Source organism: Yoonia sp. F2084L (genome assembly GCF_023015625.1).
GTDB lineage: Bacteria > Pseudomonadota > Alphaproteobacteria > Rhodobacterales > Rhodobacteraceae > Yoonia.
Map to the genome: position 1 here is coordinate 93,025 of NZ_JALKAH010000006.1, position 22,646 is coordinate 115,670.

28 protein-coding genes and 1 tRNA gene are annotated in these 22,646 nt (G+C 57.9%); 12 read left to right on the forward strand and 17 right to left on the reverse strand.

What is annotated here, in order from left to right:
• Positions 1 to 223: 223 nt before the first annotated feature.
• Positions 224 to 613, reverse strand: a complete 390-nt coding sequence (locus tag MWU60_RS17520) for a DUF2147 domain-containing protein (protein ID WP_247228692.1) — start codon at positions 611 to 613, stop codon at positions 224 to 226.
• 141 nt (positions 614 to 754) lie between these two features.
• Here MWU60_RS17520 and hisA point away from each other — a divergent pair, with 141 nt between their 5' ends.
• Both hisA and MWU60_RS17530 read left to right on the forward strand, forming a co-directional pair.
• Positions 755 to 1,474, forward strand: a complete 720-nt coding sequence (hisA, locus tag MWU60_RS17525; RefSeq protein ID WP_247228693.1) for a 1-(5-phosphoribosyl)-5-[(5-phosphoribosylamino)methylideneamino]imidazole-4-carboxamide isomerase — start codon at positions 755 to 757, stop codon at positions 1,472 to 1,474.
• 3 nt (positions 1,475 to 1,477) lie between these two features.
• Complete coding sequence (locus tag MWU60_RS17530) at positions 1,478 to 1,936, forward strand: DUF2867 domain-containing protein (protein WP_247228694.1); 459 nt, start codon at positions 1,478 to 1,480, stop codon at positions 1,934 to 1,936.
• On the opposite strand, the gene MWU60_RS17535 is transcribed toward MWU60_RS17530, so the two are convergent.
• Positions 1,933 to 2,379 carry a DUF302 domain-containing protein gene (locus MWU60_RS17535; RefSeq protein ID WP_247228695.1) on the reverse strand — a complete coding sequence of 149 codons (447 nt, stop codon included), beginning with the start codon at positions 2,377 to 2,379 and terminating at the stop codon, positions 1,933 to 1,935. The genes MWU60_RS17530 and MWU60_RS17535 overlap by 4 nt on opposite strands.
• Positions 2,380 to 2,481: 102 nt before the next feature.
• Here MWU60_RS17535 and hisF point away from each other — a divergent pair, with 102 nt between their 5' ends.
• Positions 2,482 to 3,243 (forward strand): imidazole glycerol phosphate synthase subunit HisF, encoded by a 762-nt coding sequence (gene hisF / locus MWU60_RS17540; RefSeq protein ID WP_247228696.1) that lies wholly within the window; start codon positions 2,482 to 2,484, stop codon positions 3,241 to 3,243.
• On the forward strand, positions 3,240 to 3,551 hold the full coding sequence (locus tag MWU60_RS17545) for a phosphoribosyl-ATP diphosphatase (protein ID WP_247228697.1): 312 nt from the start codon (positions 3,240 to 3,242) through the stop codon (positions 3,549 to 3,551). Before hisF ends, MWU60_RS17545 begins: the two co-directional genes overlap by 4 nt.
• A gap of 12 nt (positions 3,552 to 3,563) precedes the next feature.
• Here MWU60_RS17545 and MWU60_RS17550 read toward each other — a convergent pair whose 3' ends face one another.
• The 5 genes from MWU60_RS17550 to rlmB form a co-directional block, all read right to left on the reverse strand.
• Positions 3,564 to 4,886: a serine/threonine-protein kinase gene (locus MWU60_RS17550; protein WP_247228698.1), complete on the reverse strand. Its 1,323-nt coding sequence runs from the start codon at positions 4,884 to 4,886 to the stop codon at positions 3,564 to 3,566.
• A 205-nt stretch (positions 4,887 to 5,091) separates the two neighbouring features.
• Positions 5,092 to 5,565, reverse strand: a complete 474-nt coding sequence (locus MWU60_RS17555; protein WP_247228699.1) for a CoA-binding protein — start codon at positions 5,563 to 5,565, stop codon at positions 5,092 to 5,094.
• Between the two features lie 181 nt (positions 5,566 to 5,746).
• On the reverse strand, positions 5,747 to 6,223 hold the full coding sequence (locus tag MWU60_RS17560) for a YHS domain-containing (seleno)protein (protein WP_247228700.1): 477 nt from the start codon (positions 6,221 to 6,223) through the stop codon (positions 5,747 to 5,749).
• Positions 6,224 to 6,296: 73 nt separating this feature from the next.
• Positions 6,297 to 6,620, reverse strand: a complete 324-nt coding sequence (locus MWU60_RS17565) for a hypothetical protein (RefSeq protein WP_247228701.1) — start codon at positions 6,618 to 6,620, stop codon at positions 6,297 to 6,299.
• Positions 6,621 to 6,637: 17 nt separating this feature from the next.
• Positions 6,638 to 7,414, reverse strand: a complete 777-nt coding sequence (rlmB, locus tag MWU60_RS17570) for a 23S rRNA (guanosine(2251)-2'-O)-methyltransferase RlmB (protein ID WP_247228702.1) — start codon at positions 7,412 to 7,414, stop codon at positions 6,638 to 6,640.
• 125 nt (positions 7,415 to 7,539) lie between these two features.
• Here rlmB and MWU60_RS17575 point away from each other — a divergent pair.
• Positions 7,540 to 7,623: transfer RNA gene (locus MWU60_RS17575), tRNA-Tyr, on the forward strand.
• Positions 7,624 to 7,663: 40 nt separating this feature from the next.
• Here the strand turns inward: MWU60_RS17575 and MWU60_RS17580 are convergent.
• The 6 genes from MWU60_RS17580 to MWU60_RS17605 all read right to left on the reverse strand — a co-directional run bounded on the left by MWU60_RS17580 (position 7,664) and on the right by MWU60_RS17605 (position 13,717).
• Positions 7,664 to 8,674, reverse strand: a complete 1,011-nt coding sequence (locus tag MWU60_RS17580) for an ABC transporter ATP-binding protein (protein ID WP_247228703.1) — start codon at positions 8,672 to 8,674, stop codon at positions 7,664 to 7,666.
• Positions 8,671 to 9,699, reverse strand: a complete 1,029-nt coding sequence (locus tag MWU60_RS17585) for a Gfo/Idh/MocA family oxidoreductase (protein WP_247228704.1) — start codon at positions 9,697 to 9,699, stop codon at positions 8,671 to 8,673. The genes MWU60_RS17580 and MWU60_RS17585 overlap by 4 nt, the downstream gene beginning before the upstream one ends.
• Positions 9,696 to 10,535: a carbohydrate ABC transporter permease gene (locus MWU60_RS17590; protein WP_247228705.1), complete on the reverse strand. Its 840-nt coding sequence runs from the start codon at positions 10,533 to 10,535 to the stop codon at positions 9,696 to 9,698. Before MWU60_RS17590 ends, MWU60_RS17585 begins: the two co-directional genes overlap by 4 nt.
• A 10-nt stretch (positions 10,536 to 10,545) precedes the next feature.
• Complete coding sequence (locus MWU60_RS17595; RefSeq protein ID WP_247228706.1) at positions 10,546 to 11,469, reverse strand: sugar ABC transporter permease; 924 nt, start codon at positions 11,467 to 11,469, stop codon at positions 10,546 to 10,548.
• Between the two features lie 80 nt (positions 11,470 to 11,549).
• Positions 11,550 to 12,806, reverse strand: a complete 1,257-nt coding sequence (locus MWU60_RS17600) for an ABC transporter substrate-binding protein (RefSeq protein ID WP_247228707.1) — start codon at positions 12,804 to 12,806, stop codon at positions 11,550 to 11,552.
• Between the two features lie 32 nt (positions 12,807 to 12,838).
• Positions 12,839 to 13,717, reverse strand: coding sequence for an N-acetylmuramic acid 6-phosphate etherase (locus MWU60_RS17605; RefSeq protein WP_247228708.1), 879 nt, complete (start codon positions 13,715 to 13,717; stop codon positions 12,839 to 12,841).
• A 149-nt stretch (positions 13,718 to 13,866) separates the two neighbouring features.
• On the opposite strand from MWU60_RS17605, the gene MWU60_RS17610 reads away from it, so the two are divergent.
• The 5 genes from MWU60_RS17610 (at position 13,867) to MWU60_RS17630 (ending at position 18,730) form a co-directional block, all read left to right on the forward strand.
• Positions 13,867 to 14,760: a BadF/BadG/BcrA/BcrD ATPase family protein gene (locus MWU60_RS17610; RefSeq protein WP_247228709.1), complete on the forward strand. Its 894-nt coding sequence runs from the start codon at positions 13,867 to 13,869 to the stop codon at positions 14,758 to 14,760.
• Entirely contained in the window at positions 14,757 to 15,515 is a 759-nt protein-coding gene (locus tag MWU60_RS17615; protein ID WP_247228710.1) for a GntR family transcriptional regulator, read from the forward strand. Before MWU60_RS17610 ends, MWU60_RS17615 begins: the two co-directional genes overlap by 4 nt.
• A gap of 2 nt (positions 15,516 to 15,517) precedes the next feature.
• Positions 15,518 to 16,546 carry an SIS domain-containing protein gene (locus MWU60_RS17620; RefSeq protein ID WP_247228711.1) on the forward strand — a complete coding sequence of 343 codons (1,029 nt, stop codon included), beginning with the start codon at positions 15,518 to 15,520 and terminating at the stop codon, positions 16,544 to 16,546.
• Complete coding sequence (nagA, locus tag MWU60_RS17625; RefSeq protein ID WP_247228712.1) at positions 16,543 to 17,673, forward strand: N-acetylglucosamine-6-phosphate deacetylase; 1,131 nt, start codon at positions 16,543 to 16,545, stop codon at positions 17,671 to 17,673. Before MWU60_RS17620 ends, nagA begins: the two co-directional genes overlap by 4 nt.
• A 67-nt stretch (positions 17,674 to 17,740) precedes the next feature.
• Positions 17,741 to 18,730, forward strand: coding sequence for a hypothetical protein (locus MWU60_RS17630; RefSeq protein ID WP_247228713.1), 990 nt, complete (start codon positions 17,741 to 17,743; stop codon positions 18,728 to 18,730).
• 56 nt (positions 18,731 to 18,786) lie between these two features.
• Here MWU60_RS17630 and MWU60_RS17635 read toward each other — a convergent pair whose 3' ends face one another.
• The gene (locus MWU60_RS17635; RefSeq protein WP_247228714.1) at positions 18,787 to 19,365 is read right to left on the reverse strand and encodes a dihydrofolate reductase family protein; all 579 of its coding nucleotides are present in this window, start codon (positions 19,363 to 19,365) and stop codon (positions 18,787 to 18,789) included.
• A gap of 28 nt (positions 19,366 to 19,393) precedes the next feature.
• Between MWU60_RS17635 and MWU60_RS17640 the strand changes: the two genes are divergently transcribed.
• On the forward strand, positions 19,394 to 19,990 hold the full coding sequence (locus MWU60_RS17640) for a helix-turn-helix domain-containing protein (protein ID WP_247228715.1): 597 nt from the start codon (positions 19,394 to 19,396) through the stop codon (positions 19,988 to 19,990).
• Between the two features lie 164 nt (positions 19,991 to 20,154).
• On the opposite strand, the gene MWU60_RS17645 is transcribed toward MWU60_RS17640, so the two are convergent.
• Both MWU60_RS17645 and MWU60_RS17650 read right to left on the reverse strand, forming a co-directional pair.
• Positions 20,155 to 21,111: a 1-phosphofructokinase family hexose kinase gene (locus MWU60_RS17645; protein ID WP_247228716.1), complete on the reverse strand. Its 957-nt coding sequence runs from the start codon at positions 21,109 to 21,111 to the stop codon at positions 20,155 to 20,157.
• 3 nt (positions 21,112 to 21,114) lie between these two features.
• Positions 21,115 to 21,474, reverse strand: coding sequence for a hypothetical protein (locus MWU60_RS17650; protein ID WP_247228717.1), 360 nt, complete (start codon positions 21,472 to 21,474; stop codon positions 21,115 to 21,117).
• 132 nt (positions 21,475 to 21,606) lie between these two features.
• Here MWU60_RS17650 and MWU60_RS17655 point away from each other — a divergent pair, with 132 nt between their 5' ends.
• Positions 21,607 to 22,035, forward strand: coding sequence for a DUF2267 domain-containing protein (locus tag MWU60_RS17655; protein WP_247228718.1), 429 nt, complete (start codon positions 21,607 to 21,609; stop codon positions 22,033 to 22,035).
• 10 nt (positions 22,036 to 22,045) lie between these two features.
• Here the strand turns inward: MWU60_RS17655 and MWU60_RS17660 are convergent, their stop codons facing one another.
• Positions 22,046 to 22,645 (reverse strand): ABC-type transport auxiliary lipoprotein family protein, encoded by a 600-nt coding sequence (locus MWU60_RS17660; RefSeq protein ID WP_247228719.1) that lies wholly within the window; start codon positions 22,643 to 22,645, stop codon positions 22,046 to 22,048.
• Position 22,646: the final 1 nt, after the last annotated feature.

The window sequence follows — 22,646 nt, forward strand, 5'->3', positions numbered from 1 at the left end:
ATACACCGCAGGTCGGTATTAGGTCTACGTGGCAGGGGTAGTGGTGAGAAGTAAAAGGACGGGTAGGTTATCATGCTTTTTGGAAAGCTGACTTTCGTTGCGGGATGGAAAGCCAGCAAAGGGGCTCCAAGCCGCCATTCGCATCGCGTCCTTCGCGGTGATCCCAATTGAAAAGGACCCACCCGAATAGGCAGGTCCTTCAAATGCGTCACCATAAAGGTTTTTACTGCACTCGTACCCAAGTGCCGCCATCCCGACAAATGCCGAATACGCAGCCGGATACCGATAGCTGATCGCCAGTCAGTTGCAGGCGCGAGCTATAGGTTTTGTCCCGATCCGGCGAATAAACCTTGCCACGGTATTCGCCACCGCCGCTTGCCACTGTCTCGGAAATGATCTGACGTCCGATGTTGTCTGTTTGCAGCGTCGCACCGCTGGCGTCGAAAGACCGGACCAAGGTCCCACACAAGGCTGCACCACAGGGCGCGACCTGAATATGACCGAAGTTACCGTTGTCATCTTGTGCTGTCTGCCACAACCCCTCAAGCGGGTCGGCCAGCGCTGGGGCTGCCAAAGCAATTAGCGCGGCGGCTGTCATTGCGATTTGTCTCATACTCATTTCCTCCCTGAGTTCTGGGGCAGATCATGCGCGGGCAATGGCCACACGATCAAGTAAGACGTTGGGTCAAAGCCCCACGTTGCAATCCCCCGCAGCCCATGCATAAACACAGGAAAACGTGAAAGGTGCGCCCTGATGATCCTGTATCCTGCCATTGATCTGAAAGATGGAAACGCCGTGCGGCTGGTGCATGGGGATATGGATCAGACCACAGTGTTCAATGATGATCCGGCAGCACAGGCGAAAGAATTTGTGGCGGCAGGCTGCGCATGGCTGCATCTTGTGGACCTCAACGGAGCCTTTGCGGGCGAACCCGTGAACGCGGCCCCGGTTGAGGCGATCCTCAAGGCCTGCCCTGTGCCCGCCCAACTGGGCGGCGGTATCCGCGATATGGCCACGATTGAACGCTGGTTGGACAAGGGTTTGGCCCGCGTGATCCTTGGCACGGTCGCGGTGGAGAACCCCGGTCTGGTGCGTGACGCAGCCAAGGCCTTTCCCGGTCAGGTAGCGGTCGGCTTGGACGCGCGCAATGGGCGCGTCGCAACGCGCGGCTGGGCCGAGGAAACAGATGCGATGGTCACCGACCTTGCCAAATCATTCGAGGACGCTGGCATCGCCGCGATCATTTACACCGACATCCTGCGCGATGGGGCCATGAAGGGGCCGAACATCGACGCCACCGCTGATCTGGCGCGTGCCGTGGACATTCCTGTGATCGCCTCGGGTGGCGTGTCTTCGATGGATGATCTGACGGCCCTGAAGGCCACCGGGGTCATCTCAGGCGCAATCTCTGGCCGCGCGCTTTATGATGGGGCGATTGATCTCAAACAGGCGTTGGCACATCTGAAAGGATAGCGCATGCAATACCCAAATGTCCGCAAGATCGCACTGCCACAGGCAAGCGCTTTGCACAGGCTCCGGGTGCCCGGCGACTTTCTTGATTGCTACAGTGTGGCGTCGGACATGCACCCACGCGATGCGGCAAACATCATCACCACATTTCCCGGCTGGGCGCAGTTCCTGCTGGTGATCCGCCGTATCGTGACCGCCCCTTTCGGGCTCGACAATGATGGGCCAGAGGTGGCTGACAAAGTCGGTATTTTTCCGGTTGAGTCCGAGACCCCGCAAGAGCTCATCGCGGGCTTTGACGACAAGCACCTGAACTTTCGGGTGTCTGTGCTGTCAGATGACGGCAACATCAGTCTGGCGACATGGGTTGCCCCGCATAACATAGGCGGCCGGATTTACCTGGCCGCCATCATGCCGTTTCATATCGCCATTGCGCGCAATGCATTGGCACGGGTGGCACGCGCCTAGTTCGCGCTCATTGCCTTGTCGGTCAGCATGTTCAAGGCACCATTGATCCTGCCGATCACTTCGGCGTCCGGTGCGATATCCAGACCCGCAAGCAAGTCCTCAGCAGGCGTCCACGTCATCTGCGTATTGCCATCCGCGTCCGCGTAAGCCAGCACCTGCAACGGCAGCACGAGACCCGCGCGAATATCCTGCTCCATCGCCAGTGTGCCCAACGCGGGATTGCCGAAGATAAGCAAGGTGGCGTCCGGGATCGACTTGCCCACGCTTTCAGCCCCAGCCGCATGATCCACACGGGCAAAGACCGTGGCCCCCGCCCCGTTTACGGCAGCCTCAAGCCCATCAATTGTTTCAGCAACCGACAGCGGCGAGGATTTCACCATGTTTTCAGCCCATAGAGGCGCAGCGCATAGCCCGATCAGAGCGGCGGTGAGTGTGATTTTCATGTTGTAGCTCCCATTTCCAGTGCACTGACTAAGCCGCAGATCACCAAGCCAGACCACCCTGCCTCTTCCCATTTCACGCGATTGTGCATAGACGTCAGCCCCATGTTGAAGACACGCATCATCCCCTGCCTTGACGTCGCCGAAGGGCGCGTCGTGAAAGGCGTGAACTTCGTTGATCTGATTGATGCAGGCGATCCGGTCGATGCGGCCATCGCCTATAACGCGGCAGGTGCGGACGAGTTGTGTTTTCTGGATATCATGGCCACCCAGGAAAACCGGGGCACGATGTTTGATCTGGCCACGCGCACGGCCGAGCAGTGCTTTATGCCACTAACCATCGGTGGCGGGGTACGCACGCACCACGACGTGCGCGATCTGCTGCTGGCAGGTGCTGATAAGGTCAGTTTCAATTCCGCCGCCGTCGCCAACCCCGATGTCGTGGCCGAAGCCGCGATGCGCTTTGGCTCGCAGTGCATCGTCGTGGCGATTGATGCCAAGACGGTGGCACCCGGCAAATGGGAGATTTTCACCCATGGTGGGCGGCGCGAAACAGGGATTGATGCGGTGGAATTCGCCCGAACCGTCGTTGAAAAAGGGGCCGGAGAAATTCTGCTGACCTCTATGGACCGCGATGGCACCAAGGCGGGGTTCAACCTGCCGCTGACACGCGCGATTTCGGACGCGGTCAACGTGCCTGTGATCGCCTCTGGCGGGGTTGGCACGCTGGATCACCTCGTTGAAGGGGTCACCGAAGGTGGCGCATCTGCCGTGCTGGCGGCATCAATTTTCCACTTTGGCACCTACACCATCGGCGAGGCCAAGGCGCATATGGCCGCTGCCGGTATCCCTGTGAGGCTGACATGACCCTGCAAGAGCTTGCCGATATCATCGCCGCGCGCAAAGACGCTGATCGCGACAGCAGCTGGACAGCGCAGCTGTTGGCGAAGGGGCCTGAGAAATGCGCAGAGAAATTCGGTGAAGAAGCGATTGAGGCAATCATTGAAGCTGTCAAAGGTGACAAAACCGCGCTGACATCAGAAGCGGCAGACGTACTGTATCACCTGCTTGTCATGTTGGCGGCATCTGATGTGCCGCTGGAAGATGTGATGGCGGAATTGGCAAAGCGACAAGGCATATCGGGCATCGCAGAGAAAGCGTCACGGGGCGCCTGACGGGCCTTTGGCTTATGATCTGCCGCGCGCAACCCAGCCAAGAATGTTCGGCGATGAAGCTTCGTTTTCCGCTTTTTTCTGCTGGGCCAGTGCGACCTCTTGCGCTTCGCGCAGCAAACGCTCTTTTTCCTCAAGTCGTGCTTTTTCCGCAAGCCTGATGGCCTCAGCCGCTGCGCGCTCTTCAGCGCGTTTGCGGGCGGCGACTTCGGCTGTTTCGCGGTTGAACTCATCCACCCAAGCCGGGCGGTACCTGTCGCTTCTTGCAGGTCTGGGCGCTTTCGCGACGGGCGCGGACGGCATCAAGGCTTCGCTACGCACGTGCTTGTTCGTCTCTTCGATCAACTCGCTCAGCGTCTTTGTCAGGCCCTTGGCCTGCGGAATGTTAACCGTTTTGACCTTTTTGCTTTCCTGCTCGATCAGCGACAGCCACTCCGCCGCGGACTGAATGCGATCTTTGGGTGGCACTGACACGGCCTTGTCAATCGCATCCAGAAAGCTGCTTTCATATTGCGGGAAACGTCCCGCAAGCGGGACGTAGGGATCATCATTGTTGTTGGTCAGCTCAGCCACACGGGTCTGGCTGTTTGGCGGCGCTTCGCCCGAGATCAGATGATACATGGTCGCACCCAGCGCATACAGATCGCTACAGGGCCCTTGGGTGCTGCCCGAGATGTAGAACTCATGCGGGGAATAGCCGTCCTTGACCACTAGCATGGTTGAGACATCATTCGTCTTCTTGCTGGCATCTTCGCGCGCGGCACCAAAGTCGATCAACGCGGGGCTGCCCCACTTATCAAGCAGGATGTTGTCGGGCGATATATCGCGATGCAGCAGGTCGTGACGGTGCACCAGATCAATCGCGTCCAAAAGTTTGACCATGACGTCACGGATTTGATCAGGGCTCAGCAGATCATCTTCATCGTCGATGATGTCCATCAGATCACGCCCGTCAAACAGGTCCAGCACCATGTAGGCGGTGCCGTTTTCTTGAAACGCCTGATGCACGCTGACGATATTGGGGTGGCGCAGCTTGGCCACACTGCGGGCTTCGCGCATGAACATTTCAACAATATAGCGATACTGGCGTTCATGCGTCGCTGAGTTCACCGTGACGTTGTCTCCAAAGCGCACACAGATCGATTCAGGAAAACACTCTTTGATCACGACAGCGCGTTCCAGAAAGCTGTCTTTGGCGATGTAGGTGATGCCGAAACCACCGGCACCGATTTGCCGATCAATCGTGAATTTCCCATCAAGCAAGACTGATCCAGCGGGCAAGCCCTGACCTTGCGCCTCGTAGGTCTGTGAAGGATCAATTATTCTGGTCTCTTGCATCGGTCGTCCTTAGTTTCGCGCACGCGGGAAAACAAATACTCGTCAGAAGATATCACTATAGCTAGCGACACAGGGTCGAAGTCAACAAAGAAGCCTTTGCAATTTAATGCTTTTGCAACTCTTTGGGGTAAATTTCGGTCAAAAATCCAGTGAAAATGAACGGACGATGAACAGCCGGACAACCTGACGCTGCGGCACCCCGAACTCAGCGCCGCAGTTTGGAAGAGATGATTCCCGTCGCAAAGCCACCCATGCGCAGTTCACCAAACAGTCGCTGATATTCAATCTTCGGGCAGCGGTTCTGGATCACATCCACACCGCGCGCTTCGGCCTCAGCTGTGGCCTCTGGGTGGGTCACGCCGATCTGCATCCAGATCGTTTGCAGCGACGGCCAACGCGCAAGCGCTGCGGTCACAATCGGTGGTACGGCCTCGGACCGGCGAAAGACATCAACCATATCCACGTTATCGGGAATGTCTGAAACATCGCCATAAACCGTTTCCCCCAACAATGTTTGCCCAGCGAGACCAGGGTTCACCGGGATCACCCGATACCCTTTCAGATCCAGATAGCGAGCTACAAAAAAGCTGGGGCGGACCTGATTGGCCGACACACCCACCACCGCCACGGTTTTTGTGCGTTGCAAGATGTTGCGGATGTGATCGTCTGAATACTGCATGCACCTACACTAACCTGCATCCCACAAACAAAAAAGCGCCCGGTAAGGCCCGGGCGCAAGTTACGGAACGAGGGACAGTGAGAAGAAACGCGCGTGTTCCAAAAGCGCGCTTCTGATGGATAGATATGATCTGCAATTGGCCACAACAGTGGACCTCAGCGAAATGTGAACGCGCCGCGTTTTATTCACAAAAGACTGTCGGCCAATGACCATCCGCTTGCGCGACATACGCAGCAGGGTCCCGGCGCCACTGGTCGATGGCCGTCAGCGAATGCGTCAGATACAGACGTCCTTCATGCATGCCCCAAGCCTCTGGTATGCTGTTTGACACCCCGCCTTGCGACATAGACATCGCGCAAAACCCGCCATAGCGCGGGGCAAAACGATGCGGATTACGTTCAAACATATCGCGGTGGTCATGTGAGGCAAAATGCCAGATGGCACTGCGCCACTTCAGGCGAAACTGTGCGGACCCCGCAACAGGGCGGGCATCGGTGAAGTACCCGACAGGATCAACACCGCCAATGGCGATACCTCCTTGGGCAAATATCGCAGGGCCACCTGCAAAGGCAGGCGTGGCCGCAAGCGGGGCGGCACAAAGCGCGCACAGCAGATGGCGGCGCGTGATCATGGGCGTGATGGGTTTTTGGTGCAGCATCCGCCAAACATGGGCCGAACACCCCGGCCCTGCCTACCCCCCTCGCCAAGCCGTGAGCAGAGGTGAACACATGCTAGTCGAAAATCTCGTCGACGACGTCTTCGACCACATCCCACAAGCCCGACACCATACGCTGCCCGAACCCTTTGGATTTCTTGCGTTTCTTGGGTCGGTCGTCGCCGTATTCGGGATACTTTTCCACGCGTTTACGCTTGTTATTGCGGGCTGGTGCTGGTGTGGCCACGGTGGTGTGCCCCGTCTGCTTTGGTAACATTTTGAGCTTGCGCAAGGGGGCTCCGCAATTGCCGCAGGCCAGCTCATGTTTGTCCTTGCCGCGCAAAACAAGCGCCGCTTTGGTGCCGCAATAGCAGCAGGTCGCAATTTTCGTGGCACCCATGAATGTTGTCCTGTCCTTCAGCCTTTTACAGCATATAGGGCAACGGCGGCCGCATTTGAGACGTTGAGCGAACCAAATCCCGCTGCCGCGTCAATCCGCACCAATGCGTCGCAGGTTTCGCGGGTCTTTTCGCGCAATCCCGGCCCCTCGGCCCCCATCACCAAAGCGACTGGACGGTCGCGCTTGCCTTCCACTGCGGCCTCAATAATCTGATCAGCCTCGCCGTCCAGACCCAAGACCAGATATCCCATACCCTTCAGGGCCTCCATCGCATCAGCCAGATTGCGCACGCGCAGGTAAGGTTGCCGCTCAAGTGCACCGCTGGCGGTCTTGGCCAAAGCACCGGTTTCCGGTGCTGAATGACGCTGCACGGCAACAACGGCGCGCGCGCCGAACACCTCGGCTGAACGCAGGATGGCACCGACGTTATGCGGATCCGTAACGCGGTCCAGCAACACAATACGCGGCGGCATCGGTCCATCGCCCAGAGCCACATCTTCCAGACTGCCCCAATCCAGCGCTTTAACCTCTAACGCAGCACCTTGGTGCACCGACTGCGGATCAAGAGGCGCCGCAAATTTGCGCGGATCAGAAATCTCAGGCTCAATTCCGCCTTTGGCAACAGCCTCACCCAGCCGTTCCAGCGCATTGCGGGTGACAACCAAACGCAGCTTTTGCCGGGCGGGGTTTTCCAAGGCATCACGCACTGCATGCAGGCCGAACAGCCAGACGGTTTCTTGTGCGGCAAGCCGTTTGCCTTGCTCTTTCGCGATCACCCACTTTGGCTTTTTCATATTGGTCCCAACCTTTGCGCTGGCCCACGCGATACCCGACTATGCGGGGGCTGTGAAGAGTATCACGTCACGGCGCGCTTTTGCGGTTGACGCACCATTGGGCCACAGGTAATCACCGCCGCAGTGGGCGACAGGCCGCAAGGTGTGGCAGGGGACTGTAACTCCCTCGAGGCGACTCACGCCTGGTTCGATTCCAGGGTCGCCCACCATTTTCTGACATGACAGACCGTTCTGCTGATCAATCCGCAGCTAGGCTGCCTTGTCGAAAATGCGTTCTTGGGCGGCGTTGAAATAGAATGCGTTGGCCGGATCAAAGGCCAGTTGGACCTTTGCGCCCACCTCTGTCGGATCCTGACCGAAGACCCGCACTGTCAGCGTTTCGCCAGCGTCTGTGGTCACCAACAGGTTTGTGTCGCCGCCCAGCCGCTCCACATGGGTCACTTTGCCAGCGATCTGTCCCTTATCCGAGAGCGCCAAATGTTCTGGACGTATGCCGATAGTTTCGCCTTCTGGCAGACCGAGCACCGAACGTTCCAGAAAATTCATCGACGGCGCACCCAGAAAACCGGCCACAAAGCGGTTGGCTGGGTTGTTATAAAGCTCCATCGGGCTGCCCACCTGTTCGATGCGCCCATCGCGCAGGACCACGATTTTATCGGCCAATGTCATTGCTTCGATCTGGTCATGCGTGACGTAGATCATCGAGGCCGAGAGCGTGCGGTGCAGTTCGGCGATCTCAATACGTGTATTCATGCGCAACGAGGCATCAAGATTGGACAAGGGTTCGTCGAACAAGAACAGTTTGGGTTCACGCACAATCGCGCGGCCAATCGCGACGCGCTGCCGCTGTCCACCGCTGAGTTCAGACGGACGACGGTCGATGTACTTTTCAAGGTCCAGCATCTTGGCTGCTTTCGACACGCGTTCGTCGATGACAGCCTTGGGCTGGCCTTCCTGTTTCAGTCCCAGCCCCATGTTCCCCTTGACCGTTAAGTGTGGGTAAAGCGCGTAGGACTGGAACACCATCGCAATGCCACGCTTGGCGGGTGGCACCGCATTAACTACATCACCCCCGATGGTTACGGTGCCTGAACTCGCGTCCTCCAGCCCCGCAATCACCCGCAGCAACGTCGATTTACCGCAGCCAGAAGGGCCGACAAAGACGGTAAATTCGCCGTCTTCCACCGTCAGGTTGATGTCTTTGAGAACATGGACAGACCCGAAGGATTTGTTGACATTTTCAAGCTTCAGGGCAGTCATTTGAGGTCTCCTAATGCGATCACATGGCCGGTGCGGATGCTTTCGTCGGCAGCCAGACAGATGCGCAGCGATTGCACGGCGTCCGTCATATGGCGGGTCATGTCGGCGTCTGTTTTGATGGCGTCAACGATCCACGCCTGTTCGGCGTTGCACAATTCCTGATGCCCCGGTTCATCCGGCAGGTCGATCACCCGGTCACCATCGGTGCGGTGCACCAGCAGCCCACCCACCTTGGTATGCCCGTCGACATCATCAGATGCGCCTTTGTTGCCATCTGTGATGCTGACCGCCCCATTTGGGCTGACCACGTCTTTGACGAAGAACGCTGTCTCGGACATCATCGGGCCCCACCCGGCCTCGTACCAACCGACGGACCCATCATCAAAGATCACCTGTAACTGGCCATAGTTGTACATATCTGCTGCGATCTCATCCGACAGCCGCAGCCCCATACCGTGCACGCGCACAGGTTTGGCGTCAGTGATCTGACACATCACGTCCACATAATGTACGCCACAATCAACCAGCGGTGAGGTCGTTTGCATCAATGCCTTATGCGTGTCCCATGTTTCGCCGGTAGATTGTTGGTTGAGGTTGAGCCGGAAAACGTATGGTCCTCCCAACTCGCGGGCTTCAGCGATCAGACGCATCCAACTGGGGTGGTGGCGCAGGATGTAGCCGACCCCCAGTTTACGGTTCAGGCGCTGCGCGGTTTGCGTCACGCGCTCCGCCTCCGCGGCAGTCATGGCGAGCGGTTTTTCCACGAAGACATGCGCGCCTGCTTCCATCGCGGCAACGGCATAATCTGCGTGGGTGTCGGTGTAGGTCGCGATGACGACCAGATCAGGCTGGGTTTGTGCCAATGCCGTCGCGAAATCCTTATAGAACGGGTAGCCTTGCAGCACCTCTGGCAAGTCCACCGCACTGCGGTTCACCAGTGCCACGATGTCTGTCTCTGGGTGCCCATGATGCGCCAGCGCATGACTGCGCCCCATGTTACCCAGCCCTGCAATCAAGACCTTCATTTCACCGCCCCCGATGTGATGCCACGGATCAGTTGCCGCGAGAAAATGACGTAAAGCACCATGACCGGCAGGATCGCCATCGACAGTGCCGAAAGCACCGCGTTCCAGTCGGTCACGAATTGCCCGATAAAGACCTGACTACCCAAAGTGAGGGTCTTGACCTCTTCTGCGGGCGCAAGGATCAACGGGAACCACAGGTCGTTCCAGATCGGGATCATGTTGAACACCGCGACCGTTGCCATCGCCGGGCGCACCAGCGGCAAAACAAGGCGAAAGAAGATCTTGTATTCCGACAGCCCGTCAATCCGGCCCGCGTTCTTGAGGTCGTCCGAGACCCCTTTCATGAACTCGCTGAGGATGAAGACGGCCAGCGGCAGCCCTTGGGCCGTGTAAACAAGGATGAGTGCTGTGAGCGTATTCACCAACCCGGTAGAGACCATCATTTCAAGGATTGCCACGGTGCCGATGCGGATCGGGATCATGATCCCCAGCGCCAGATAAAGCCCCATCAACCTGTTGCCCTTGAACCGGTACTCGGCCAGTGCAAAGGCCGCCATCGCACCGAAAAGCAGGATCAGGGTCAGCGACACGACCGTCACAATCATGGAGTTCTGGAAATAGAGAAAGAAATCCCCTTGCTTGAGCACGGTTTCATAGCCGATCAGCGAAAACGTCTCTTCATTCGGCAGGCCCAGCGGGTCACGAAAGATCGCGCGCCGGTCCTTGAAGCTGTTGATGACGATAACAAACACAGGGAACAGCGCGATCAGCGTATAGGTGATCAACACCGCATGGGCTGCGATTGTTGTACGTGTCGCGCTTCTTACTTTGTTCATACCACCGCCCCTAGAACTGATAGTTGCGCAGGCGGCGCTGGATGCCGAAAAGGTAGATGCACACGCCGATCAGGATGATCCCGAACATCGCCGAGGCAATCGCCGACCCCATATGCGGATCACCCAATTGCAGCTGGAACCCAAAGAAGGTGCGATACATAAAGGTGCCCAGAATATCGGTCGAAAAATCCGGCCCCGCCAGCGCCCCTTGGGCGGCATAGATCAGGTCAAACGCATTGAAATTCGCCACAAATGTCAGCACCGATATGATCCCGATGGACGGCAGGATCAGCGGCAGTTTGATCTTCCAGAACGCGGACATGCCGGTGATGCCGTCACATTCGCCAGCCTCCAAAATCTCATCCGGGATTGAGAGCAAGGCGGCATAAATCAGCATCATCGGGATGCCGACATATTGCCAGACGGACACAAGGCTCAGGGTGGTCAGCGCGTATTCCTCTTTGCCCAGCCACGGCTGGTAGAGGAATTTCAGACCCACGGCGTCCAGCATCCCCGGCGCGATCCCCCAGATCGGTGACAGGATCAGTTTCCAAGCAAAACCCACGATCACAAAGGACAGGATTGTCGGAATAAAAATGGCCGAACGATAGAAAGCCGAAAACCGTAATCTGGGTGATGAAAGGATAGCCGCCAATGCAATCCCGATGGGGTTCTGCACAAGCATATGGATCACAAAGAACCATGCGTTGTTGGCCAGCGCATTCCAGAACTGGTCAGACCAGATGGCATCGCCGAACAGGGTGCGGAAATTCTGCAATCCCACCCAGATCCGTTCCTGATCGACTTCCGAATAAAGCGCCAGGCGCAGCGTGTTGAACAACGGATAGATCATCACGGCCGTGTAGACGAGCACGGCAGGTGCCAGAAAAACGGCGACATGCCAGCGGGTCTTTGGCTTATCGGCTGCCGCCATTGATCGGCTCCTTGCACATGAAGATAGGGTTGGGAAATGCCCCGGACGCGGGAGTAGCGCCCGGGGCAGTGATTAAACGCTTATTGTTGCGGCGCGTACCAAGAGGCGAGGCCCGCTTGCAGACGCGCGCCTGCATCTTCGGGGCTTTCTTCGCCTTTGATCACGGCCACCGATGCGTTCCATGTGTCGTTTTCAAGGTTTGGCGTGCCACGCGACAGGATCTGATACGTCGACCGGATCGAGCTTTCGCATTTGTCGCGCCATGAGATGAACTCTTGCGCCAGCGGGTCCTCAAGATCGACCGATGCGTTGGACAGCGGGAAGAACCCCGGCAGCGCATTTGCAAAGATGGTCGAAAACTCGGACGAGGCGACCCAGTTGAGGAAGGTTGTCGCCGCCTCCGCATTCTCAGTCGCGGCATTCATGCCGATACCAATGTCGGTATGATCCGAGATATAGCAAGTGTCGCCAGCATTCGCGACGGGCGGGTTAAACGCGCCCATCTCAAAATCAGCGAGATTGTTAAAGCCTGAGATTTCCCAGCTACCGGCGGGGTAAATTGCAGCACGGCCAAGGGTAAAGATGTTCTGGCTGTCAGGATAAGTTTGCGCCTCATACCCATCGCCCAGGAATTCACCCCAGCGGGCCAGTTGACGATAGGGTGCGACCCACGCGTCATCCGTCAGGCTTTGCTCGCCCGCGATCAGGGCCAGACGCCCCTCTTCGCCTTTCCAGTAATTCGGGCCAATGTTGTTATAGCCCATTGTCGCGGCTTCCCATTGGTCGTTGGTGCCCATCGCCATCGGGATGTAGGTGCCGTCTTCTTTGAAGGCTTCGAGCACAGCAAAGAATTCGTCCTCGGTCTCCGGGACGGTGACGCCGACCTCTTCAAAGGCGTCCTTGTTGTAGATGAAACCATGAATCACCGACGCCATTGGCACGCAGTATGTCACGCTGCCATCATCCGTGGACCAACCCGATTTTGCCACGTCCGAGAAGTTGGACATGCCGTCGATGCCGCTAAGGTCGGTCAGGTGCCCGGCCTCGTAAAGCGCCAGTGACGCATCAAACGGACGGCAGGTGATGATGTCACCGGCAGAGCCTGCGTCCAGTTTGGAATTCAGCACCGCATTGTATTCGGCAGGTGCGGAGGGGCTGAAGGTGACCTTGATATCAGGATATTCAGCTTCAAACGCCGGGATGATCTGGTCTTGCCAAATCGCCAAGTCGTCGTTGCGCCAGCTTTCGATTGTCAGCTCTGCCTGTTGCGCGGCAGCAGCCGTCGCACCCAGCAATGTGGTGGCAAGCAGCGCCCCTTTGAGTGTTGATGATGTCATCGTCGTCTCCCTTTTGGTTTTACTTATTAAATTCATATGCTTGCCGCCAAACACGCGCGCAAGCGGCCCTTGTGCTGGTCAAGCAGTGTTTGTGCGTCGGCTGGCGTCATGCCGGTGGCCACCAATGTTGCACGTTTCGTGTCGTATCCGGCCTGCACCAGCGCGCGTTCAGCAACGGCATTTGTAACACCGGCGATACGCACCACAATGTCCGCCGCGCGATGGCGCAGTTTCAGGTTATCGGGGTAGACATTCACCATCAGCCCGTCATGGACATGGCCCATCAGCACGCCTGCCTGTGTCGAAATCATATTAAGCACTGCCTTCTGCGCCGTTCCGGCACCCAGCCGTGTGGACCCCTCCAACACTTCCGGCGGGGTGCTCAATGCGATCGCAACATCAGACAGCCTCAGCAAGTCCGAGCCCGCGACATTGGCGATGCCGACCACCTGTGCGCCGCGCTCAGATGCCAAGCGGGCGAAGGCCAGCGCATAGGGTGTTGTTCCGCTGGCGCTGATCACCAGTGCGACGTCGCCTGCGTTGACCTCACTTGCTGCCGTGACTGCCTCTGCTTCGCTATCCTCTGTATCACCGGGCATCCGCCCATCGACGGGCACACCGCCAGCCATAAAAATACGAATTTGATCATGCGGCACACGGAAAGTGCCCGGCAGCTCGCTTGCGTCAGCCAACGCCATTAGGCCAGAGCTACCCGCCGCCGCATAATGCACTGTCCGGCCGCCTTCAAAGGCCGCCGCAACAATACCCGCCGCCTGATTGATCTGACTGATGGCACCACGCGCAGCCTCAAGCGCCGCGATGTGAGACGCCAACATCACCGACAGCGCATCAGCGCCGGACAGCGCATCAATTGGCGCATTTGCGTGCATGGTGTCGTCATGTGCTGGCAAAGCCGAATCCCCCGATCTTCAAAATACAATACCTAAACAATACCTTTTGTCTACCAATTTATAATATTCGCCGCCTTACGACCGCAAAAAGCCAATAATTCCGTGATTTTGAACGTTGCAAACATATAAAGGTATGATAAAGGTATTATATGGGTATTGCGTCTGAACAGTACATATTTGCAGTAGATGGCGGCGGCTCGGGCTGCCGCGTGGCCATATATGATGCCAACAAAGAGGTCATCGCGTCCGCAAAAGGTGCGCCTGCCAACGTCTTCACCAACCCTGACGACGCAATCCGCAACGTATTGGACGTGATCCAAAAAACAGCCGCGCAAGCAGGGTTCACAACGCAGGTCATCGCACAAAGCGCTGCTCATATTGGGCTCGCGGGGGTCATAGACCCTACTGACGGTGACCGTATCGCCGCCGCGATGCCCTTTGCACATCTGACCGTATCAGACGACCGCGCGACATCGGTGGCCGGAGCCTTTGGTGACAGTGACGGGGTTTTGGCCGCCGTTGGCACCGGATCATTTGTTACAGCGCAATCAAGCGGAATCGTGCGATACTTTGGCGGTTGGGGATTTGACGTATCGGATCAGGCGTCCGGTGGTTGGCTGGGACGCCATGCATTGCAGCGCACTCTTCTGGCACATGACGGCGTGATCGCGCAGTCAGACCTGACCAGGCACCTGTTGGATCACTTCGACGGCAGCCTTGTCAAACTGGTCCAGTTTGCCAGGGACGCGCGTCCCAGCGACATGGCTGCCTTTGCCCCCAGGATCGTTCATGCGGCAAGTCGCAATGACGTAAATGGCGTGGCACTGATGCAGGAAGGGGTGCAATATCTGATGGCCTGCATAAAAGCCGCGCAATGCGCACCCGGAACTACCCTGTGCCTAACCGGCGGCCTTGGCCCACATTATGCACCCTACCTTGATGAGGATTTGCGCGCGTCGCTGCAAGCACCCGCAGGCACCGCGCTTGACGGCGCATTCCACCTTGCACAACGCAATCTGGCGAAAAGGGCCAAAGCCTCATGAGCGTGTCCGCCTTTCTTAAACCCGCCGACTGGTTCCGCGACGACGGTGGACCGCGCTATGTGCAGCTACGGCAACGTCTCAGCGATGGCGTATCCCAAGGCATCCTGTCACCGGGCAGCCCCCTGCCACCCGAACGCGAAATCGCATCCATCACCGACTTTTCCCGCGTTACCGTCCGCAAGGCAATCCAGTCACTAGCCGAAGACGGGATCATCGTGCAACGCCAAGGCTCTGGGTCGTTCATCGCATCCAAAACCGAGCAGATCGAACAAAAGCTGTCGCGGCTGACGTCCTTTTCGGAAGACATGGAACGACGTGGCAAAGTCTCGACCTCGCAATGGCTAGAGCGGGGTTTGTTCCTGCCTTCGCCTGATGAGATGACGTCGCTCGGGCTGTCATCCGAGGACTCGGTTGCGCGCATTGTGCGTCTGCGCCGCGCAGATGGAGCCCCCATCGCGATTGAACGCGCCTCCTTGCCCACTGATATCTTGCCAAATCCACTGGCGGTGCAAACCTCGCTTTATGAGACGCTGGAACAGGACGGCCATCGTCCTGTACGCGCATTGCAGAAAATCTCGGCGATCAATCTGGCAGAGGCGGAAGCGGCACTATTAGAGGTGGCCACAGGCGACGCCGGTTTACGGATCGAGCGGACGTCGTATCTGGCTTCGGGGCGCGTTGCCGAGTTCACGCAATCCATTTATCGCGGTGACGCCTACAACTTTGTGGCCGAGCTGCGGCTGTCAAAGGAATAGATATGCCCGCGCCAACCCATATGCGCCGCGAGATCCTTGAAATCCCGCAAGCCGTGGACAGGTTGCTGTCACAAGGTGCCGGGGCCATCAAATCCGCCGCCGACGCGCTGCGTGCAGCAGATCCGAGGTTTATGATCTCGGTGGCGCGCGGCTCGTCCGACCACGCCGCCACCTATTTCAAATATGCCAGCGAGTTGGTCGCTGGCATCCCTGTCGCCTCGGTTGGCCCCTCAGTGGCCTCGATCTATGACCGAAAGCTCGCCTTGGCTGGCAGCGCCTGCCTTGCGATTTCGCAATCCGGCAAAAGCCCCGACATCGTGCGCATGGCTGAAATGGCCGGGCAGCAAGGCGCGCTTGGGATTGCTTTGACGAACCATGCTGACAGCGATCTTGCAAAGGTAAGCCAGCATACCTTGCCCTTGCATGCCGGGGCCGAGATCAGCGTCGCGGCCACCAAGACCTTCGTCAATTCGGTGGTATCGGCGATCTGGCTGTTGGCAGAATGGCAAGATGACGACGCGCTGCGGTCCGCAATTTTTCAACTGCCCGAAGCGTTAGAAAAAGCGGCACATATGGATTGGAGCGCGCTCAGCGCCGAGACCGCATCGCATCAATCGCTATACTGTCTTGGGCGTGGCCCGGCATTCGCCATTTCCAATGAAGCGGCCTTGAAGTTCAAGGAAACCTGCCAGCTGCATGCTGAGTCTTACTCTTCCGCCGAAGTGCTGCACGGTCCGGTGTCCATCGTCGATCGCGGCTTCCCGGTCATCGGACTGACCGCCGCTGATCAGGCCGAACGATCACTGGTCGAGGTCGCCGATCAGATCGCACAGAAAGGCGCAAAGGTGTTTGTCACGTCAGATAAGGCCAAGCATGCCACCTGCCTGCCATGCGCGCGCACGACGCATCCGCTGACCGATCCCATTTCGTTGATTGTGTCGTTTTATGCGATGGTTGAGCAAATCGCCGTTTCACGCGGCATCAACCCCGACGCGCCCCGGCACCTCAAAAAAGTGACCGAAACGGTATGACAAAACGCGCGTTGATCGGGGCCGCGATTTTTGACGGCAAAGTGCTGCACCAAGGCCGCACTTTGCTTTTGGATGGCCCCGATTTCGTTGATATCGTCGCAGACGACATTCTACCGCCTGACTACCCCGCAGAGGCGGTGGATGGCGGTATTATCATGCCCGGCTTCGTTGACTTGCAGGTCAACGGTGGTGGTGGGGTGATGTTCAATGACGCCACGAATGTCGCGGGTCTGACAAAGATCGCGGCAGCGCTTGTCGCCACGGGCACCCGTGCATTCTTACCCACCCTGATTACGGACACACCAGAACGCACGCGTGCCGCGATTGACGCGGTAGAGAGTGCAATCGCGCAAGGTGTTCCAGGGGTTATCGGGCTCCATCTTGAGGGGCCGCATCTATCGGTCGCCCGCAAAGGTGCGCATGATCCCAGTCTGATCCGTCCGATGACGGATGAAGATGAGGCACTGCTGTTGGATGCCGCACGACGCCTGCCAAATGTGTTGGTCACCGTGGCACCGGAAAGCGTGACACCGGAACAGATCGGGCGGCTCTCGGATGCCGGTTTGATCGTGTCACTTGGCCACTCCGATTGCAGCTTTGAAGACGCCCAAACCGCTTTCGCAGCCGGCGCGCGCTGTGTCACCCATCTGTTCAACGCCATGAGCCAGATGAGCAATCGCGCGCCCGGTCTTGTGGGGGCAGCATTGGACACACCCGGCATCGCGGCAGGGCTGATCGCAGACGACATTCATGTGCACGCCAGCATGATGCGGATCGCACTGGCCGCCAAACAACACCCGGGCAAGATTTTTCTTGTCACGGACGCCATGGCAACGGCAGGATCTGAGATCACCCAATTCACCTTGAATGGCCGCACTGTCCTGCGTCGCGACGGGCGGCTAACGCTGGAAGATGGAACCTTGGCAGGGGCAGACCTCAACTTTTCGCAGGCTATTTCGGTGTTGGTGGATAAGGTTGGTGTGGCACCGGAAACCGCATTGGCGATGGCGACACAGTTCCCCGCCGATTGTCTGAAACAACCGGGCGCTGCGGGGGCTTTTGTGACCGGACATCCTGCAAACGCGATCCGGCTTGGTCCCGATTTCGCCTACCTCGGCCCATGCTGAGCCTGCGGTTGCACCCATGGGCGGCAAACAGCTAAACACGGGGGCGCTTCATCTGATCGGACCCCACATGGCCAAGCCGCCCCGCTTTAACATCATGATCGTCGGCCAAGGCGGACGGCTGGAGTATGAAGCTTTGCTTTTCACGGCGTCGTTGCGGGCCTATTCGCCGCAGTTTGCGGGTAAACTCATTGTCGCCGAACCCCAGCCGGGCCCCTTGTGGGACCGCGATCCACGGATGTCCGAGCCCATCAAGGCGCAACTGACAGAAATGGGCGCGCAGATCGTGCCGTTTCAATCGACGCATTTCGGGCAGCCCTACCCACATGGGAACAAAATCGAAGGGTTGCAGGCGCTGCCAGCGGGCGAGCCCTTTATCTTTTTCGACACCGATACGCTGATCACCGGGGAATTGGCGGACGTCCCGTTTGACTTCACCCGCCCCGCCGCGTCCATGCAGCGCACCGCCACATGGCCGGTGGAAGAGCTTTACTGGCCCGGCTATACCGCGATCTGGAAATCGCTGTACGACCGCTTTGATCTGAACTTCGAAAGCTCGCTCGACCTGTCCCAACCCGATGAATACTGGGAGCGATATCTATATTTCAACGCTGGTTGGTTCTTTGGGGCAGACCCCGCAGCATTCGGCCAAAGGTTCACCGAATACGCCCTCAGCATACGCGACAATCCCCCCGCTGAGTTGGTGATCCAACCGCTCGATCCATGGTTGGATCAGGTGGTCCTGCCACTGGTCATCCACAGCTTCGGTGGCGGACGCCCGGGGTCTGAACTGGACGGCCTCGATGGAACCGCAACCTACCACTACCGGGTCTTACCGCTGTTTTATGCCACCGCCACCGACAATCAGGTTGCCTTGCTGGAAGAGGTCACGGCCCCCAACAAAATCAAGAAACTGCTCAAGCTGCATGAGCCTTTCAAACGGATGGTCTACCAAAAACGCGGCCATAAGGTACGCGCACTCTTTGACCGGCAAAACCTACCGCGGCACGAGCGGGCGATCAGAAACCAGATCAAGTCAGCAGGGTTGTGGATGCGGTGAGTTTGTTTGGCAGGTGTGTGGACGCGGCGGCCGTTCGCCCAATGTCCGCTTTTGGCTTAGCTTGTGCGAACTCGGACGTAGCGCGTGGAAACTGCACCGGTGTCCATTTGCTTAGCTTCGGTCAACATCAAGTTGGTGCGAAATGTGTGGCCATCGAACAGCCGCGTTCCGTGCCCGAATAATAGGGGAACGGTAAGCAACCAAATTTCATCGACAACATCTGCGCGCATCGCTTCCTGTGCAAAAGCAGCGCCTGCAAAGATTACCATGTCTTTGCCCTGGCCCTTTCTCAAATCCTCGACCACCGTCTCGATGCCGTGATTTGCCAATGTCGAGTTTTGCCAAGCATCAGCATCTTGCAGCGTTCGGCTGAAAACGATCTTCCGCGATCCATTCATGAAATTGGCCAGCTTGCGTTGAGGTTCGGGCGTTTCTGGATTCGTTTCGGCGTTCGGCCAAAAGGCAGCCATCTCTTGCCAAGCGGCGCGTCCATATAGGAGCGTGTCGAAACGCTCGATCATATCGAACGTCCATTGATCGAGATCGCTTGACCACTCTGGAATGAGCGGTTCGTGACCCGGACCATTGATGTAGCCATCGACACTCTGAACCATTGATACAACCAGTTTGCGCATATAACTCACATCCCCTACTAATTGCAGTATGCAATTGGTATATGATTGCCAATCTAATTGCAAGTTGCAACTAGAAGTGTGGAGCGATGAAATGCAGCGACGATCAGGATGTCCGATCAATCTCTCTATGGAGGTCCTTGGCGACCAATGGAGCTTGATCGTCCTGAGGGACATCATGTTCGGGCAGCGCAGGAGCTTTCGGGACATACTGACGAACTCGGAAGAGGGTATCGCAACAAACATCCTGACAAGCCGTTTGAACAAGCTTGTCAAAGAAGGGTTGCTGACAAAAAGGCCCGACCCGTCACATCGCCAGAAGTTTATCTACAGTCTCACTGAAATGGCAATCTCGCTCGTTCCGGTGATCGTCGCACTTGGGTCATGGGGGCGACGCTTTCTGCCCGTCTCCGAAGAATTGAGTATCCGGGCGGAGCTTCTCGAAGATGGTGGGCAAGAGTTTGCGAATGACTTCATGAACGAACTGCGCGCCCTACATCTTGGCATCCCGCTACCAGACCCAAAGCAGTCAGTCCTGCAGCGCTTACAAGCCGCATATGAACAGGTCGTTCGAAATAAAGAACAAAGTAGGGCGCAAAAAAGCGGTCGTTCGCTGCAGTCTGACTAAGGAACAGGTTGGGCTCCTTCCGGACCTTGCAGGCAGCGCAGCATCTTGCAGACTGGGTCGCCTAACCTTTAGGTAAGTGCGGAATAGCACGATTTGCTTCGATGCGGTGTTGTGCTTTCGCAAGGCCCGTTGCAGAACAAGGCCCCCTTCAATAACTCCTGACCCTAGAGCGCATCAGTCTGGCATTTGGCGAAACACGCCTCTGCATGGGTCAGATTGCACAGGGCCGTGCCTTTGGTGCTGACGGTGGCACTGGCGGCAGCGACGCCCCATTGCAGGGCCTTGCAAGGCGCCTTGCCACGGGCCAGAGCCAGCGTCATTGCCCCTACAAAAGCGTCACCCGCCCCGATCTTGCTGCGCACTTTCACGTGAGGGGGATGGGAAAAGAACCGGTGATTTTGTGACACCAAGACAGACCCTTCAGCCCCGCGCCCCATCACAACCGTTTTCGCCACGCCACGCGCAAGCAGTTCGGCGGCAAAAGCAACACTATCGGCAATTGTGGTCATGGGATGGGTCGCGGCCTGTGCCGCTTCGTTTTGGTCAACGCGCAGCAGGTGCACCGGCGTTGCAGGGTGGGCAATCAACCGATCCAGCGCAGCGCCAGAGGTATCAATGATCACCCGCGCGCCTTTAGGGGCTGTGACCGCGATGATCTGACTTAGAAAATCAATGGGCAGACCCGGTGCGACACTGCCGCTGATCACCACAAATCCGTCCTGTGGGATCTGTTCCGCGATGGCGGCAAGCAAATGACCCGCGTCCGTAGGTGTCATCAGTTCCCCCGGCACGCTAAAGCGGAACTGCGCGCCTGTGCTATCGTCGGTCACAGCAAAGCTTTGTCGGGTTTCACCGCTGACAGCCACGGGCAGGGCAGGGACATTTTCAGCGGCCAGCAATTGCAACAACCGGTCCCCCATTGCCCCGCCAACAGCGACAAGCGCGCGGGCTGATCCATCCAGTTTGCACACAGCGCGCGCCACGTTGACGCCGCCCCCACCGGGATCAAAACGGGGCACAGCACAGCGCAGTTTCGGCCCGGCAATAACCTCGGCGACATTTGTTGCCAAATCGACTGCGGGGTTCAGGGTGATGGTCAGAATATCGGCCTGTGGGTGCATCCTTCAGGTCTTTTGAACCATTGCCAACCGCATGACAGCGGCCAGTATCGCTTGCCCCAGAACCGCCGCATGGCCAATGCCGATGATTGCGTCACTGTCGCGGCTGTCGTTTTCGCGCAGGGTGCAATGCCAGTGACCGTCGCGGTCGTTGGCACGTCCACGAATATGGATCGACCAGTTGGGATAAGCCTCATCCGCGATCAAAATCGCCTGATCTGTTAAGCCAATGCGGTCCGCTGCTGGAAGGTCCACCTTGGGCAACAAGAATGCCAGCGCGCGGATCACCCCATCAAAATCAGCGATGCTCATATCGCGGGTGGTTTCCAACTCTTTGATCAGGACGTCCAATTCAGGGTCTTGCATTGCTATTCCTCCTTGGTGGATCGGCGTGTCCCTCGTTCTAGCAAGCGGCGTGGCACCCCTTTTTGATTTTGGTCAATCCTGCGCGCGGCTGACGGGCTAGCAAGGGCCACATCACCACGAAAGGAATTGGCAATGGCACGCATGATCCACGTTTTTGAACGCACGACCCACGAGGCACATGAATGGGTGAACGATGTCGCCGGGCGCACCGGCTGGGGCAACGAACGCGAAGTGCTGCGCCTGCTGCGCATCGTCCTTAGCAAGATCCGCGATCATCTGCCCGTCAATGAAATGGCCCAGTTTTCTGCACAGTTGCCCGTGATGCTGCGCGGCATGTTCTTTGAGGGCTGGCAACCCAAGCTGACGCCCGTCCATGAACGCCATGCGATTGATTTTGTAGCTGCCGTTGATGAAAAGGTCGGCGATGTGATCGACTATCAGGGGGTCACGGACATCAAGGCAGTCTTCAACGTCATCAATGCCCGCATATCGCGCGGCGAGGTCGAAGACGTGCGCGCCTGCCTGCCACAAGAGCTGCGGGATTTATGGCCGGCGCCTTAGGGTCCTGACCCTAGGCAGCGCGGGCCAAGACCCATGTTGCAGCCTGTGGCAACAGATCATCCAAAAGCTGCTGAAAGGCACGCGCGATAGGGCCGGCCTGATCACTGGCGATGATTAGCGCGCCCTCAAAGCGCCGCGTGCCCAGCACCCGTTGATCACGGTCGCGCAATACCGTCATTTCGCATGATATGCGGGTTTCAAAGCGCCCATCTGCCAGCATCGTCACCTCAAACGCATCAATCCGCGTCAAAAGAACCGTGTCAGGCACAGGCCCGGCCCCCTGCGCACCCACAAACCCAATCCGTCCGGCAGAGGCGAGCGTGCGGATCAGCACCGACTGCATCATTTGCGGGACACTGTCGGACCAGCTTGCATCGGGCAGGTAGGCCACCGCAAGAGGGTCTTGTTTGATCAATATCCGGTCGGTGGACAGGGCCGCCGGGGCGGTTGGCATCAACACAAGCAAGCTTTGTGATGAGCGGCCGGATTGTGCAGGCAGGCTGACGGGTTGCAATTCATAGACGTCGCGGGCGGCGTCCAGCAAGCCAAGCGACGTGCACCCCGGAAGCGCGAGGGCGCCTAGCGCGAACATACGGCGGGACAGGGTCATC

Excerpts from the sequence above, each read along its gene's own strand:
- MWU60_RS17595 (WP_247228706.1), bottom strand. The coding sequence starts at position 11,469 with ATGGCGGCAGCCGATAAGCCAAAGACCCGCTGGCATGTCGCCGTTTTT.
- MWU60_RS17555 (WP_247228699.1), bottom strand. The coding sequence starts at position 5,565 with ATGCAGTATTCAGACGATCACATCCGCAACATCTTGCAACGCACAAAA.
- MWU60_RS17565 (WP_247228701.1), bottom strand. The coding sequence starts at position 6,620 with ATGGGTGCCACGAAAATTGCGACCTGCTGCTATTGCGGCACCAAAGCG.
- rlmB (WP_247228702.1), bottom strand. The coding sequence starts at position 7,414 with ATGAAAAAGCCAAAGTGGGTGATCGCGAAAGAGCAAGGCAAACGGCTT.
- nagA (WP_247228712.1), top strand. The coding sequence starts at position 16,543 with ATGACAAAACGCGCGTTGATCGGGGCCGCGATTTTTGACGGCAAAGTG.
- MWU60_RS17545 (WP_247228697.1), top strand. The coding sequence starts at position 3,240 with ATGACCCTGCAAGAGCTTGCCGATATCATCGCCGCGCGCAAAGACGCT.
- hisA (WP_247228693.1), top strand. The coding sequence starts at position 755 with ATGATCCTGTATCCTGCCATTGATCTGAAAGATGGAAACGCCGTGCGG.
- MWU60_RS17630 (WP_247228713.1), top strand. The coding sequence starts at position 17,741 with ATGGCCAAGCCGCCCCGCTTTAACATCATGATCGTCGGCCAAGGCGGA.
- MWU60_RS17590 (WP_247228705.1), bottom strand. The coding sequence starts at position 10,535 with ATGAACAAAGTAAGAAGCGCGACACGTACAACAATCGCAGCCCATGCG.
- MWU60_RS17620 (WP_247228711.1), top strand. The coding sequence starts at position 15,518 with ATGCCCGCGCCAACCCATATGCGCCGCGAGATCCTTGAAATCCCGCAA.
- MWU60_RS17560 (WP_247228700.1), bottom strand. The coding sequence starts at position 6,223 with ATGCTGCACCAAAAACCCATCACGCCCATGATCACGCGCCGCCATCTG.
- MWU60_RS17650 (WP_247228717.1), bottom strand. The coding sequence starts at position 21,474 with ATGCAAGACCCTGAATTGGACGTCCTGATCAAAGAGTTGGAAACCACC.
- MWU60_RS17600 (WP_247228707.1), bottom strand. The coding sequence starts at position 12,806 with ATGACATCATCAACACTCAAAGGGGCGCTGCTTGCCACCACATTGCTG.
- MWU60_RS17645 (WP_247228716.1), bottom strand. The coding sequence starts at position 21,111 with ATGCACCCACAGGCCGATATTCTGACCATCACCCTGAACCCCGCAGTC.
- MWU60_RS17550 (WP_247228698.1), bottom strand. The coding sequence starts at position 4,886 with ATGCAAGAGACCAGAATAATTGATCCTTCACAGACCTACGAGGCGCAA.
- MWU60_RS17640 (WP_247228715.1), top strand. The coding sequence starts at position 19,394 with ATGCAATTGGTATATGATTGCCAATCTAATTGCAAGTTGCAACTAGAA.
- MWU60_RS17635 (WP_247228714.1), bottom strand. The coding sequence starts at position 19,365 with ATGCGCAAACTGGTTGTATCAATGGTTCAGAGTGTCGATGGCTACATC.
- MWU60_RS17535 (WP_247228695.1), bottom strand. The coding sequence starts at position 2,379 with ATGAAAATCACACTCACCGCCGCTCTGATCGGGCTATGCGCTGCGCCT.
- MWU60_RS17660 (WP_247228719.1), bottom strand. The coding sequence starts at position 22,645 with ATGACCCTGTCCCGCCGTATGTTCGCGCTAGGCGCCCTCGCGCTTCCG.
- MWU60_RS17520 (WP_247228692.1), bottom strand. The coding sequence starts at position 613 with ATGAGACAAATCGCAATGACAGCCGCCGCGCTAATTGCTTTGGCAGCC.
- hisF (WP_247228696.1), top strand. The coding sequence starts at position 2,482 with ATGTTGAAGACACGCATCATCCCCTGCCTTGACGTCGCCGAAGGGCGC.
- MWU60_RS17530 (WP_247228694.1), top strand. The coding sequence starts at position 1,478 with ATGCAATACCCAAATGTCCGCAAGATCGCACTGCCACAGGCAAGCGCT.
- MWU60_RS17655 (WP_247228718.1), top strand. The coding sequence starts at position 21,607 with ATGGCACGCATGATCCACGTTTTTGAACGCACGACCCACGAGGCACAT.
- MWU60_RS17615 (WP_247228710.1), top strand. The coding sequence starts at position 14,757 with ATGAGCGTGTCCGCCTTTCTTAAACCCGCCGACTGGTTCCGCGACGAC.
- MWU60_RS17585 (WP_247228704.1), bottom strand. The coding sequence starts at position 9,699 with ATGAAGGTCTTGATTGCAGGGCTGGGTAACATGGGGCGCAGTCATGCG.
- MWU60_RS17580 (WP_247228703.1), bottom strand. The coding sequence starts at position 8,674 with ATGACTGCCCTGAAGCTTGAAAATGTCAACAAATCCTTCGGGTCTGTC.
- MWU60_RS17610 (WP_247228709.1), top strand. The coding sequence starts at position 13,867 with ATGGGTATTGCGTCTGAACAGTACATATTTGCAGTAGATGGCGGCGGC.